This window comes from Gilliamella sp. Lep-s35 (assembly GCF_009795845.1).
Taxonomy (GTDB): domain Bacteria; phylum Pseudomonadota; class Gammaproteobacteria; order Enterobacterales; family Orbaceae; genus Gilliamella.
Window position 1 is genome coordinate 38023 of the sequence record NZ_WTEX01000003.1, and the last position, 13263, is coordinate 51285.

Consider the following 13263-nt stretch of genomic DNA (forward strand, 5'->3'; position numbering starts at 1 on the left):
GCAAAAACGCTATACGATATCGCTGATTTTGTGATGCTAGAAGACGCTGTTGAGTATTGTAAGTTGAAGATTGAGAGTATTATGCGATGATACTATTGTGGTTTTTTAGGAAACACAGCATTAATGTCTGACACATCAACACGAGTAACTAAAATGCGGTATTTTTTCCACTGTTTTAGCTGCGCTTCTTCGTCTGCTTCTTGCATATCAAGATCAATAATATCTTGAAGTACAGCTATTTTTTCGTTAGCTTCATTGATTAATGAGTTTTTTAAATTTTGATTGTTTTTGATGAGATGTTCATTTTTTGCATCTTCATCTAATACCCATTTTTTGCCGTTCCACATGCAAAATTCGAAGGGTACAAGTAGTGTAAACTCTTCTTTAATCTTACCAAAATAATCAACCGTACTTGATTCTTTCGTATTAATGTTATATACCGTTTTGTTTCTGTTATCTTCGATTAAAATCCATGCGCCATTTTGCTCGCATGGCCAATAATCATCTTTAAATTTCGGAGCGATACGCAACGCATTATCGGGCGGTAATGTATCATCATTTGCTTCTAACTCATGAGTGAATGGTCTTAGTTCATTTGTGTTATCAAAATAATAATTAATCATAAATTTTCCTATTTTTGTTCACCTACTGACAGGTAGGTTCTGTGGAGAATGACGCAATGCGTAACATTAGAGGCGCATTGCCAAACGGCCCCAGTCGTGCTTTTCTTGGGCACGAAAATATTAACGTTGGTGAGCGAGACGGGGCGATATCAGTATCGGGCATGGGTGATGACTATTTACAAATCGGTAATCGCAGGGTTCGCTGGGCATTTTTTGATTTTGATGCGTCACGAGTTGTTCCTACGGCAAATGAAAACCGACCTATCAATATTGGGCTCACGCCTACTATTTATTTGGGGGTTTAAACGCCTAGATATATCGTCGGCGTCATGCCGATGTTGATTGATCTGTTCTCGTTTGCAGTTGGCACAACATTAGATGCTCTAAAATCATAACCCCAAGCATGCCAATCTTTTTTAGGTTGAAATGCACCGTTTTCTGGATAAATAGCGCGCGTTCCAAAAAAAGCACCTCTTGCATAATTTGAATGATTATCTACAACACCGGTATCAAAATGACCCCAAATATCGCGAATTGCATCACCTTCAACACTACCTGCCTGTCGAGTAGTTCCATCGACTGCACGCTCAAAATAACCGCGTCCATCGTGTGCAAACGCCGTTGGCACGTTAATATATTGTTTACCGTTAATTGTTTTTATTGTGATGTTGTGGTCTCTTTTGTAGTTAGCAGATAAACTATTTAAAGCTCGTCCTTGTGGAGAATCGAGTAAGTAGTTGTCGCCATTTCTAAAATACCACCCGAAGGGAAGCTCATCGCGTCTGAATGGCATTAATCGTTGGTCGCCGACCATGTCTTTTACAACTATATGATTGCCAATATTGTAGATGGGTGAACCATTAACGACAGATTTTACCGCAGGAACAGAGCCGACATCATCAGCAGTTGGTTTATTATTCGGCGAGTAAACACGTTGGTCTTGTTCAGTTAGAATTTTTACATCTAACGCCCCGTCTATTGACTGGCTTTCTTCATCTGTTTTCTTGATGAGGTTTGTAGTATCAATGCTAGAAGCCCAATTTTTAGCGTCATCTGCTGATTTTTTAGCATTTTGTTCAGATGTTTTAGCGTTGTTTTCAGACGCTTTAGCAGCATTTGCGCTATTACTAGATTGTTGAGCTGAGTTACTTGACTCTGTAGCTGATGAACACGCACTATCGGCGCTGTTTTTTGCTGAATCTGAATATGATTTAGCTGATGTGCTCGCATTATTTGCTATTGTTGCTGATTCACTTGCTGATTGTGCTGAGCTACGTGCATTAGCGACCAAGTTTTCAACTGAATTTGCTATATTTTTTGCATTAGTTTCGCTTGTCTTTGCGTTATTTGCGCTAACTTTTGCATTCGTTTCAGATGTTTTGCTATTCCGCTCTGAATCTGCTGCTTTTTCAGCAGATTTATTGGCATGATTACGAGCATCAATAACTTGTTGTAGTATTGCTGGTGTAATTTCACTTTCGGACGGATTAAGTAAAAAATCATTTAATGATCCGTCAGCTGAGTCAGAAAACACTTGAATAGCGCCAAGTCTCTTTGGTGGAAACCCGTTTATAATTAGTTTTACTTCATAATCACACGGCAATACGTTCATCGTGTAACTGCCGTTATTTGTCACTTGAAACGCTTGTGTTTGTGTTAGTACTTTGCTTGTTGTTTTTTTTGCGTACAACTCGATAGTACAGTTGTTGATAACATTGCCTGCGCCATCAGTTAAAACGCCTGATATTTTGGCCATAATTTTCTCCAGATAATAAAAAACCGCTACGAGAGCGGTCGGTTTGTTTTAAAGGTCAATATTGTGATGAACCCTGGTATGCCAGCTTGTTTATATTTGTCTGTTTGCGTGCTAACAGACACTTTAGCATTCGGTGGTATTGTTACTGAAACGGTTTCGCTAGCGGTTAGATTTACTTGTGAAGTTTCTATTTTTCTTACGATGATATTTGAATTTACATTATTTCTGATGATAATATCAAGTCTACCATAGTCCCAAAAATTGGGGGTTGAATGCTCATCACCCCAACTTTCACCCTTGTGTCCGACAGCGACCAGTGTTACAGGCAGAATAACCAAATCTCTCCAAAACGGTTCTGGCCAAATAGTCACAGATCCGTTTTTTGCGCACGTGTACATTTTTACAATGTCGCCAACAATTTGCATTGCTGTCAATTTTCCTTTAATCTGACAATTCTCATTAATCACAACATTGTTTAATTGCCCTGAGTTAGCGTAAATATTGCCTGAGATATTAGCTCGTCTTGCGTTTAGCGTGCCGTCCTCCCAGAGTTCAAAAGCAGGCGGATTTCCAGAACTGATAACACTTCCCGCAACCATTTTACCGCCAGTTATTAATGGCGCTCTGATTTCAGTGCCAGCAATTAATCTATCACCTCGCATTGTGCCTGTTGCGATTAAATCACCGTCTAAAAACATAGCAGGCTCAACCCATTGTGCGCCGTTGTACATTCTTGCTTCAGAGTGTGCTACTTTGCCTGCACCGTCTAATGAATAAACGATTAGCGTAGTGTCTCTCGCCGGATAAAACCCAAATTCACGATAAAACATCAATGTAGCTTCATCATTATTAGTCGGGAATTTACCGTCCTGTGTTTGAATTCTAAATAACCCACCTGCACCATTTTCTGCAATTAACGTTTTGGTGTTAGCGATGAACATTTCTGAACGACCAACTACGTTAACTGCATTCACGCCGTACCAGTACTCGGTGTCAGGCTGACAATCAACATCAGTTAACGTCATTGCTCGGCCAAGATAATGAGCTTTTGCTTCAACTTCTGCCTTTGTTGTGCCTTTGTAGAATTCGAATTGTGTACCCAAACTCGATACGGAAGTCATAACAGGGCGTATAGCCACATTAAAACTACTTGGCGTGAGTACCAAGCCCGATGGTTTAGCTGGCGGCAGAATCGAAAAAGCAATCGTGGTTTCATCGCCCAATCGTCCGTCTTCTGCTACTCCTCGCACGGTCGCATTGAATTTACCTTGTTGTAGGTCCGATAGATAATACTCAGTATCATTAACCGTTTCTCTGCTAATCAATTTATCATCACGATACACTTTCACTTCAAACTTCAAGTTTTGAATCGTGCGAGGTGTGGACCATGATAATCGCGCTTGATATAAATCAGATTCTGGGATTATTTCAGCTTGTAGTTGCTCAACAGGCGGAATTGACCAGCCGAAAATTGTATTACTCTCAGCTTCGAATTTAGCCCCGTTATCAACAATCGCCTCTTTTTGTGGTTCATGTTGTAGCGCGGTGATTGAGTAAGTGCCGTCGCTATTTTCTGCTATCGTTATAGCTTTAAATAATCGTGGCTTGATTTTATTGTCATATAGCCCCCAAACAGAATATTCATCAACACTAACGCTATTCACCAAAACAATTTGATTGGGTTTAATTTGTGCTTGGATTTTGACTTTTTGTAGCTGCATATTTGTATCAGTCACACTTAAATACGCACTTTTCATGCTTTTAATGTCAATATCGCGGTCTAACGTAATCGTGCTACCATTTGCTTCTAAAATTCGTCCGCCGATTGTAGTGCCTGAAAAATCGTTATCGGCAATACCGATAATATCGCCAGGTAAATGGCGAATACCTTCACGGCCAACGCTAAACGTAACCGTTTGTGTTTCAAGTTTTTCAGTTTGAATTAACCATTTACCAACTCGATGAGCCTGCCCTCTCGACGTACAACCAAACGCATCGATTTGTGCAACATTTAAACCAAATCGCTTAATTAGTTCATCGTCAGCAACATACTCAGTCGTTGTCTCCCAGTTATTATTCGGGTCAACATAGCGAATATGCACTGCTGTATGACGTGATTTTTGCGCTGCTGATGTGTAGTTGAACTGCCCCTCCACGACATTGGCATTTGCATAAATAGCGACTGGGTCACTTGGTCTGTCCATCACCGCAGTGTACTGCGTACCGTCCCAAATTGGCATGGCTCGGAAGATTGAGCACAGGTCGTGAATAACATCGTACGCCTGCCGTTGCTCAGTAATGTAGCAATTACAAGTAAATCTTGGCTCTTTACCACCAAAACCATCATCGACTAGTTGGTCACAGTATTGAGCAATCGTGTATAACGCAAATTTATCAACACCAAATTGACCAATTCGATTCCCCATGCCGTAGCGTGTATTGGTCAAAATATCGTAAAATATCCACGCCGGATTATTGGTCCAAGCAAGCTTGAAATTCCCTGACCAAAAGCCCTTATACTCTCTCGTTTCGGGGGTGTAGTTATCAGGCACTTTAACTATCATCCCTTTAATGAGATAGTTACGACGAGGCACACCACTAAACTGCGATGAATCGAATTTTAGTCCAACCACTGCGGTATTCGGGTATGAAAATTTAGTATCGTAGATTTCAGTGTACGAACTCCATAATGTATTATTGACTAACAGTGATGATGTGCTATCTGGTGTTCTTCGCAATACCCGAATATTAAACGGTTTGGGTGGTAAATCATCTAGAACAACCGAAGTTAAATACTGTGAGCGTGTTTTTTTATCGATTAAATCTACCGTTTTTACCGTTTTCCAGATACTACCCACACCGATTTGAATTTCCATTGATACTGAGGTTCTGTTGATATTACCTTTGTTATCAGTTGAGCTTAACGACTGCACACCAACCGTGACACGTACCCTGTCAATGTTTGGGTCGGTAATGGTTCTCACAATCGGCGTTGTTGCTTTCACTTCCAAATTAACAGGCACTTCGTTTTCAGTAGCAGGAAAGCCCTCAAGCGGCGCTTGTGACTGAATACCTGACGTCCATTCAACATTAACGCCGTTAAAATTATACGAACCGTCGAACGCCTGAATTGGTGTGTCGTTTAAAAATACGCTTTGTAGTCCGTTTACAGGCCCCTCAATTTGCCCTTCACACAGTAAATCAATAATACTAAGCTGTTGATGTGACTTGAGATTGTCACGAGCTTCGCTAGGCGTTTTCGCCTTTTTTGAACCTTTACCCATGTAATTTTGGCTCCTTAATAGCAATATTGTTACCATCTTGTTTTGGTGGGAAAAATGGCGGTTTATCTGAATCTATCGTGTCGTCTAATGTTTCAAGCCCTTGTGACAGTACTTTAGAGCCGATTTTGGTTAATCCGTAACAAAGCGGTACAGGCGCACCTTGCGCTATCGTGTTGTCCAGATTAGAAAAATAGGTGTTTTTATTCGTGCCACCGTCTGCTGATTTGTCCGTTTTTGGCAATTTGGTTAGCATCATGGCTACACCGCCAATCATTAAGCCCAAGCCTGCTGCCATTAATGGATAACCTGCAGGTGTCCAATACAAGAAAGCCCCAACAACAAACATCACCGCGCCAGCGATAAAGCTAAATGCCCCACCTTTTGCACCCTCGGTTTTTGGTACAATATGAATAACGGCATTTTGTGGGATTCGGCTGTGTAGACCAAACTGTAAATTGTCCTCGTTCATATCTACGCCGTTAATTCGCACCCGAAAATAGCCGTCCATGATTTGCTTTTTCAAGCCTTTAATTTGACAATATAAGCCATTCATCGCCTCCGCTGCTGTTTCAACGCTCATATTGAACTTATCGCCATATTGTTTAAGATTGCCGTAAAACCTGACAATTGCCATTGTTTGTGCCTCCAAATTGAATGTGTGTACTTAAGCCAAAACCCGTCGTATAAATCCCGTTTAGAGAGACGATTTGGGCAGTGATGTAAGATAAATTGATTGCCGATATAAATAGCTGCGTGATTGGGCGTTGTTGAGCCAAGACAAACTAAGATAACATCGCCCTCTTGGACATCATCCACTTGTTCAAACTCGTTTTTAGGTAACAAATCTAAATAGAGATTTTGCCCTTTATGCCACCAGTCATCTTGCCGTTCATAATCAGGTAAATCGATACCTGCTAACATGTACGCATCTCGTACTAGTGTTAAACAATCGGTCTCACCGTGATTAAATTCACGACCCAGTAACGGTTTGATATACCTAAATTTGTGAATTTTGTTATCACAAACTAGCCACCAGCCCACCCCCGTTTGTTGTTGATAAAACTGGTCGGCTTGGCTGAGTGTTGGTAAACCATTTGGATGAGAGTGAACTACCGCAGTTATCTCCCCTTTTTGTTCTGCGTCTATCCAATCCTCGGTTGCTATCTTGAATGTTTCGGTTGGTGTGGATGAGATGTTGTTGCATGGCAGATAAATTTTATTATCAATAACAAATCCGCAGCACTCAGCCTCACCGCATTGTTTGGCGTGATTAAGTATTTGTGTTTTCATAATTAATTAAGAGAGTTTTGCGGCAGTTGGAAAACCACCGAATGGAAGAATACCGTGTTGGCCATAACGCAGTTTACAGCCAGTAAGGCAACCGCTACATTTGTCTTTTGTGATGTCGTTAGTTGGTTTATCAAATTCATCAGCTACTGCTCCACCGGTATAACCACATTCTGACGAGCGATATATCCAGCTACAGGTATTAGCGACAATAACACGAGCAGGAATTAAGGCGCCATCAGACTCACACGGTAACGCTAATTCAAACGTAACCACCATTGAATTTTGTTGTTTGACTTGTTCGATAACATAGTTCGAAATGATTTCACAAAACGGATCGGCATATTGATTGCCGTTCTCGAAATTCACCGCATCTAAGTATTTAACGGGCACTTCGTGACGTGTAACAACTGCGCCAAGTAAGCCGTCAAAATCAGCAATCAGACCAGTAATAAAGCCCATGGCATTACTGACGCTCATTGTCGGACGGTTACTTACACCCTGCCCACTCTTTTCAAAACCCTCTACTTTAATGGGATATGGCTCATAAATATTACCCTGCCACGTTATTGGACGTCTCAGCTCATTTAATCCGTTATGAAATCGAAATATCGTTTTATTACCCACGATCTTCGTTAAATCGACTTCATATAGGTCAATAATCGCATCTTGCGCTATTTTTGTGATATCAAGTAACATTTTTTTGGGGATCATGCGACTACCTCAATTGATCAATAATTGATTTAGCATATGCAAGAGCATTATCATAAAACTCACCAATAACAGTATGTTTAGTCAAATCCTCAGCATATTTAGATAACAGCTTTGTCGTCGGATTAGCTTTGTCTATTCCTTTAATTTCGATTGATACATTTAATGTTGGCACGAAGTCGCTGTAGGGGTAATCTTTTTTTTCCTTTGTATAACCACCGTTACTTAATTCGTGCAACCTTATTCGTAATCCTTTGTAATGAATTGTTTCAATTATCACATCGCTAATAGCTGATGATTTTATTTCAGCGTCTGCAATAAATTTGTTATCAATTATTGGTTTATTGTGTACATTGATATCTAAATCACTCATGCGACTACCTCCTCAAATGTTGCGGTTATTGTTGTTGCTGTGTTCATAACGTTAGATGTCCAACTTGGGCATTTAACTGTTATTAATCTGTGCGAGTTCGGCTCTATCCATTTAAATGCATGAAGCCCACCCTGCCGTGTTAAAAAGTCGTTGATGTGTTGCGCATCTTCTCGTGCTACTTTTAGCGTGACACTGTATGAGCGCAGATCGTTGTTAATGCCGTCCCGAATTCGTTGCTCATAGCCATCGCCGAATTTAATGGTTTTTATTTTTGGCTCGGCTTTTTCACTCATATTCGGCGAAACTTGCCAGTGAAATGTTTCCATAGTTTTCTCCAGACATAAAAAAAGCCCGCATTTGCGAGCTTTAGGTTTGATTTTATTTATTACTAATTTTTAATAGAACCCATCAGTTTTTCAATGGAATGCGCATTACTAACGCAAAGAGTTCGTGAGTCAAATTCTTGTGACCAACCGAAAAGCCAGTTTTCTAACTCCTCCACACTATACTTTCCTGTAGCGACTCCAACGCCCATTTCAACAACTTCTGCGTCAGGAGCTTTTAACTCTTGCCCATTTAATAGTAAAAATAGATAACCAGAAAACATAGCGGTTCTTTTATTAGCATTTGCAAAAGGGTGATTTCTAATTAAACTCTCAATAAGAACAGCCGCTAACCTAAAAATATCCTCTGTTTGTTCGTGATATCTGTAAAGACTGGGTCTAGCTTGGGATGAGCCTAAGGTATTCTCATCACGAACATATATAGACTCTTTAGGTGTCTGTAGTTTAATTAGCAATGAATTGATAAGCTTTATATCATCAACTGAAAGAAAATTGATTCCATCAACTATTTCCCCAATTTGTGACACTAGCATTCGTTAAACCTTTGATAAGTCTCTCATGGCTTTTTTGTAGCGAGCGAACCCAAAGGCAAAGGCATTTAAAACTTGCTCATTATGATTGCAGTCATTACTTAACGCAGGTTTTGCTTTAACCTCTACATGTTTGTCACGTGGAGGAATATAAAGACGATGTTCCTTTACTTGTGCGTGACCCATAAATTCACCTCATTAGTTTTTATATAAGAATGGCTGAGAACTAATAAGCTCTCAACCTTAAGTTGATTATAAATACCATAAGGTAAAGAGTAAAGAAAATTTATACTAATCACAAAAATTAATAGGTGCTATATTTTTGACTGTTACACGCTACTCGTAACCCAAATCTGGGTTGCCTTACAAATCAACACATTAGCTTTAAGTCGTCTTCATTATGAATGATAACTGATAATAATAACCACCCTAAGGTGGTTTGTTCGTATATTTGATTGTGATTGTTTTTTAACCAAAGGCAGGATTCTGCCTTCTTTCTTACAGTCGTTAACTTATACTTGCCGTAATTGTTTCTTTTCTAGCTGTTGTTTAAACATTGAAGCAACAAAAGCCCCGTCGCCAAAATGATCGTGAAGTCTGACGCCAAAATTAGAGCCGAGCATTTTAAAAACGTCGTATAAACGATTATCTATGTAGAAATCGTTCAACCAAATCATGTGATGAACTAAACAAATCAAATTAGTTCTGTTTACCTCAATCATATCTTTTCTTGTTTGTGAATGACCTGCCTCTTTATCAGCTAAATCTAACAACCATTTACGCACTTCTTTTGCTACATTCGTACTAGCAAACATTGCGATTAGATGCGCTCCACGAAGCGAGAAAATTCGGACTGATTTCTTGCGCAGACTGTTGTTTATTCCATTGGTAGTCAATTTGACCACCATTGTCATTTTATCGGTGAACTCATCCTTATTCCGACTATAAATCTTTGTTACTGATTTAGAATCTGCATATTGTAAAAGCTTAGATAGCTCGGTGGACGTGATCCAAATTTGATTATTACGTTTAACTGGTTGCACGACTGTGCTGTGAAACATTAATTGATTTGACATGCTATATCCTCGTAATTGCCCCCTTTTTAGAGGGCTTATAATTTGTTAATTGATTAAGCGATTTCTTTATTAATAAGATGATTTTTGATTACATCTATTGCTTTTTCGTTATATCTAAAAGTTTCAACTTGTTTATCAGAAGAACGTGACTTATCGAGTACGAAAATTCCGTAGTCTTCTGTTTTTAAGTTGAGCTTATTAGCTATACGACCAATTTTGTTTGAGGATACGCCTAGTAAATCACCCACCTCACTAGCTGAAAATGTTTTGTTTTCAAGTTTAGGGAGCGGAATAACATTTTTACCAGCAATCGGATTAATTGTATCGGCATAGATAGCTTGCTTAGACTGTTCGCTCAAATGTGGCAGATTGCTAAACATCTTATCTAATGCTCTGACTGATAATTCTATTGCTTTGGCTTGTCGATATTCAGGTAAATAAGATTTAAAAGGTTTTTGGATGTTTTTCAGTTCACCTTTTTTATAATCTAAAAATACTTGATTTACCATTAACTGAAATTTTGGACTAATCCAACCTGCGTAAGATACTGCTAGTAACTCATGGGCGAATGTACCTTGATTCAATCCCCCTTTTATTGATTGAACAACCGATACCGAGATCTCGGTATCGCTCAATTGTTGCTCAAGTTCTAATATAAGCTCTTGAGTTCCTTGCAATGATAGCCAGTAGCTAGGATTGTTTTTCTTTTCTCCTCCGCTCGCCTTGTGCAAAGCATTAAGATTATATCGACCCTCTTTATCGGTTGTGATAGAGATTCCAGCTATTACTGGACAATTTGAATTAATTGTGTTAGTGTTTCTCATGTTGTTAGTTCCTTTTCTAGTGGGATTAATTCTTAAGACCTCAGGTGTTGGCGCACTTGGGGTTTTTGCTTTTCTAGATGTTTGCATTTTTTACCTCTCTTTGTTTGATTTTCTTTTCTTTATGTTCTGCTAAAGCTTCAACTATCACAAAGTTTAGCGATCGTCGGCTACATTCAGCCTCTTTCTCGTACCATTCCCTTAAATCATCAGGCATTCTTGTTGGAAACGGTTTAATTTTACTTACTCCATGAATCAAAATGATCCCCCTTTTTTGTGTTTACATTTATTTTACACGCTTATTTTGGATCATAATGATTCAGTTGTCAATACTTCTTATAAAAACTATATTATTGCAATGAGTCAAAAGGAATCACACTATGAACACAATAAAGCCTTTCCCAACGAGATTAGATGATGACGTACGTTCATATTTAGAAAATAGCTCGAAAAGCAACCTCAGAAGCCTTAACTCTGAAATCGCATATAGGCTTAAACTAACAATAGCGTTAGAAAATCGACTTGCGTGTTCAATTGATGAAATGGATATGAAAATCAATGAACTTATTCTTTCTGAAAAATATAAAAAACTCTACCATGAGGCTAATAATAAATTGAGGCAACATGAATCAACAGTGAATTCAGCCTTAGGATTAGCAAATATGAATAATGAAAAAGTCATTAAAATGAAAACAGAAAAAGCATTAAACTTTATATCTGAGGGTCTTGATGATCTAAAAAATATTCTTTTAAAAATAAATCTTCCAGAAAAGGAGACCAAAAATGAAAACAATGAATAAATTAATACTATGCATGTTATCGCTGTTTTTTAGCAATTTTGTATTTGCGCAAGATTTACTGATTGAAGCGAGAAATGTTCCTGAAAGCACATTAACGAGTATCTTTTTAAGTAACCCCATTGGATTTATTTTATTTTTCGCTTTTGCATGGTTTTTTGGTAAGCACTTTTCAAAATAACCAATAAAAAACCCTCTTAGAGGGTTTGATTATAAGTGTGTAGCTATTTCTCTAGCCACATCTAAAGCTATCTGATCCCACGCATACTCAATAACCGAAGTAACTTTTGCATCTTTTACACCGCTATCATTCTGCTTAGTAGAAAATTCTTTAGTCCACCTATTGCCTGATAATTCAAATGTTACATTTAAATATACACTCGCACTATCAATATTCGTTGCTCCATAAGTGAATTTTGTTTTAGCATTATTAACTATTAATGTTAACTTTCTACCACCAGAATTTAAATCTGCGTACGTGCTAATTGCTTCTTCTATTCTTGATGAAAGACCAATGCCGATTGGAATTCTAGTACGAGTTCCACTACCTAGCAATCCTGATGCCCCTTGTATATCAATTCGTGACGTAAAATCATTAGGAATCCATGTAATATCTAAGTTTTGTTTTTGAGTTATATGTATCTCTGATTTTATTTGCTTTAGTGATTGATAAGACAACCTATCACTAAATTGATGGTGAACACTGCAACCAGAGAAAATAAAACCTAAACACGTTAATAATAATAATTTTTTCATACTGTTTCCTTATAAATGGCTTTAATATAAAGTTGTTGGTGTTATATCTGTATTTCCATTTTGATCTATAGATAATCTGAACACTTTTCTTTCTCCATCTTTGAAAGAAAATTCACGTTCACGGCGTGGAGGATTAAAGCTACATAATCCACTTCCCTGAAGAGATGAGCCTATTATTATATTACCACTTGGCGCATACAGTGAAACACGCTCTCTTGTTTCTAATTCTGCGACTTCTTGACCATTAATAAATACATTTATATAGCAACCGCTTCCAACTAAGCCTTTGTCTCTTATTAATACTAAGTTAGCATAATTATCAACTTTGTTTTGATAGCCAAATATTCTCTCCCCCGGCACATCCTTTATTTCATTTAATGAAAGAGGAGTTGTTGAGCAACCAGAAAGAAAAGAAACAATAATGACTAAAATTAATGATTTTTTCATACTATCCTCCTATAAATGATTAGTCCATTTAGAACGCCGTTCTATAAATACCATATCCGCCATTTAGGGAGTGAGCAATCCTATATGTTAAAACTTGACTTCTTTCAACATCTCCTTCAACTTCAACCACTCCTCCACCACAAACTCCATTTGCCACCATGCTAAAAATTCTTTTCCCTAAGATCGGATAAATAACAACTTTTTCCGCAGGATTTAAATCGGCAATCTTAACTCCGTCAACAAAAAGAGAATCAGAGCAAGCGCTACTTACAAATCCTTTGTCTCTTTTTATAATAACCATCCCTGAATTTTCTTTTTTTGCAAAAATATCTTGGTTATATATCCGCTTCTCCGGAACGTTTACTGCTACATCATTTGACACTGGTGACGACGAGCACCCTATCAACGTAAAACTCATTAACCCCAAAAATACAATTTTTTTCATACCATCTCCTTAA

General features: G+C 38.3%; 19 protein-coding genes. 3 read left to right on the forward strand and 16 right to left on the reverse strand.

All coding sequences use genetic code 11. The features are described 5' to 3' along the window. Nucleotides 1-92: 92 nt before the first annotated feature. Nucleotides 93-623 carry a tail fiber assembly protein gene (locus GQ590_RS01760; protein ID WP_160406206.1) on the reverse strand — a complete coding sequence of 177 codons (531 nt, stop codon included), beginning with the start codon at nucleotides 621-623 and terminating at the stop codon, nucleotides 93-95. 56 nt (nucleotides 624-679) lie between these two features. On the opposite strand from GQ590_RS01760, the gene GQ590_RS01765 reads away from it, so the two are divergent. Beyond that, nucleotides 680-928 (forward strand): hypothetical protein, encoded by a 249-nt coding sequence (locus GQ590_RS01765; RefSeq protein ID WP_160406205.1) that lies wholly within the window; start codon nucleotides 680-682, stop codon nucleotides 926-928. Here GQ590_RS01765 and GQ590_RS01770 read toward each other — a convergent pair. The 12 genes from GQ590_RS01770 to GQ590_RS01825 all read right to left on the reverse strand — a co-directional run bounded on the left by GQ590_RS01770 (nucleotide 925) and on the right by GQ590_RS01825 (nucleotide 11064). Then, nucleotides 925-2379, reverse strand: a complete 1455-nt coding sequence (locus tag GQ590_RS01770) for a prophage tail fiber N-terminal domain-containing protein (RefSeq protein ID WP_160406204.1) — start codon at nucleotides 2377-2379, stop codon at nucleotides 925-927. The two genes, GQ590_RS01765 and GQ590_RS01770, sit on opposite strands and share 4 nt — an antisense overlap. A gap of 26 nt (nucleotides 2380-2405) precedes the next feature. Next, on the reverse strand, nucleotides 2406-5663 hold the full coding sequence (locus GQ590_RS01775) for a phage tail protein (RefSeq protein ID WP_160406203.1): 3258 nt from the start codon (nucleotides 5661-5663) through the stop codon (nucleotides 2406-2408). Further along, nucleotides 5656-6297 carry a tail assembly protein gene (locus GQ590_RS01780; protein ID WP_160406202.1) on the reverse strand — a complete coding sequence of 214 codons (642 nt, stop codon included), beginning with the start codon at nucleotides 6295-6297 and terminating at the stop codon, nucleotides 5656-5658. Before GQ590_RS01780 ends, GQ590_RS01775 begins: the two co-directional genes overlap by 8 nt. Beyond that, nucleotides 6240-6956, reverse strand: coding sequence for a C40 family peptidase (locus GQ590_RS01785; protein WP_160406244.1), 717 nt, complete (start codon nucleotides 6954-6956; stop codon nucleotides 6240-6242). The genes GQ590_RS01780 and GQ590_RS01785 overlap by 58 nt, the downstream gene beginning before the upstream one ends. Nucleotides 6957-6959: 3 nt before the next feature. After that, nucleotides 6960-7664, reverse strand: coding sequence for a phage minor tail protein L (locus GQ590_RS01790; RefSeq protein WP_160406201.1), 705 nt, complete (start codon nucleotides 7662-7664; stop codon nucleotides 6960-6962). Between the two features lie 4 nt (nucleotides 7665-7668). Further along, the gene (locus tag GQ590_RS01795; RefSeq protein WP_160406200.1) at nucleotides 7669-8034 is read right to left on the reverse strand and encodes a hypothetical protein; all 366 of its coding nucleotides are present in this window, start codon (nucleotides 8032-8034) and stop codon (nucleotides 7669-7671) included. After that, entirely contained in the window at nucleotides 8031-8360 is a 330-nt protein-coding gene (locus GQ590_RS01800; protein WP_160406199.1) for a phage tail protein, read from the reverse strand. The genes GQ590_RS01795 and GQ590_RS01800 overlap by 4 nt, the downstream gene beginning before the upstream one ends. 62 nt (nucleotides 8361-8422) lie before the next feature. Further along, entirely contained in the window at nucleotides 8423-8896 is a 474-nt protein-coding gene (locus GQ590_RS01805) for a type II toxin-antitoxin system death-on-curing family toxin (protein WP_368669147.1), read from the reverse strand. Nucleotides 8897-8914: 18 nt separating this feature from the next. Beyond that, nucleotides 8915-9094, reverse strand: a complete 180-nt coding sequence (locus tag GQ590_RS01810) for a hypothetical protein (RefSeq protein ID WP_160406197.1) — start codon at nucleotides 9092-9094, stop codon at nucleotides 8915-8917. 326 nt (nucleotides 9095-9420) lie between these two features. After that, nucleotides 9421-9984: a BRO family protein gene (locus tag GQ590_RS01815; RefSeq protein WP_160406196.1), complete on the reverse strand. Its 564-nt coding sequence runs from the start codon at nucleotides 9982-9984 to the stop codon at nucleotides 9421-9423. Between the two features lie 53 nt (nucleotides 9985-10037). Then, the gene (locus GQ590_RS01820) at nucleotides 10038-10895 is read right to left on the reverse strand and encodes a KilA-N domain-containing protein (RefSeq protein ID WP_202112835.1); all 858 of its coding nucleotides are present in this window, start codon (nucleotides 10893-10895) and stop codon (nucleotides 10038-10040) included. After that, a complete protein-coding gene (locus GQ590_RS01825; protein ID WP_160406195.1) occupies nucleotides 10882-11064 on the reverse strand; it encodes a hypothetical protein in 183 nt (60 codons plus the stop codon). The genes GQ590_RS01820 and GQ590_RS01825 overlap by 14 nt, the downstream gene beginning before the upstream one ends. A 121-nt stretch (nucleotides 11065-11185) precedes the next feature. Here GQ590_RS01825 and GQ590_RS01830 point away from each other — a divergent pair, with 121 nt between their 5' ends. Both GQ590_RS01830 and GQ590_RS01835 read left to right on the forward strand, forming a co-directional pair. Further along, entirely contained in the window at nucleotides 11186-11605 is a 420-nt protein-coding gene (locus tag GQ590_RS01830) for a hypothetical protein (protein WP_160406194.1), read from the forward strand. Further along, on the forward strand, nucleotides 11589-11783 hold the full coding sequence (locus tag GQ590_RS01835; RefSeq protein ID WP_160406193.1) for a hypothetical protein: 195 nt from the start codon (nucleotides 11589-11591) through the stop codon (nucleotides 11781-11783). The genes GQ590_RS01830 and GQ590_RS01835 overlap by 17 nt, the downstream gene beginning before the upstream one ends. Nucleotides 11784-11812: 29 nt before the next feature. Here the strand turns inward: GQ590_RS01835 and GQ590_RS01840 are convergent, their stop codons facing one another. Genes GQ590_RS01840 through GQ590_RS01850 form a run of 3 tightly spaced genes read right to left on the reverse strand, consistent with a single transcriptional unit; the run spans nucleotide 11813 to nucleotide 13250 of the window. Further along, nucleotides 11813-12358, reverse strand: a complete 546-nt coding sequence (locus GQ590_RS01840; protein WP_160406192.1) for a hypothetical protein — start codon at nucleotides 12356-12358, stop codon at nucleotides 11813-11815. A 21-nt stretch (nucleotides 12359-12379) separates the two neighbouring features. Further along, a complete protein-coding gene (locus GQ590_RS01845; protein ID WP_160406191.1) occupies nucleotides 12380-12805 on the reverse strand; it encodes a hypothetical protein in 426 nt (141 codons plus the stop codon). A 28-nt stretch (nucleotides 12806-12833) separates the two neighbouring features. Then, on the reverse strand, nucleotides 12834-13250 hold the full coding sequence (locus GQ590_RS01850; RefSeq protein WP_160406190.1) for a hypothetical protein: 417 nt from the start codon (nucleotides 13248-13250) through the stop codon (nucleotides 12834-12836). Nucleotides 13251-13263 lie beyond the last annotated feature (13 nt).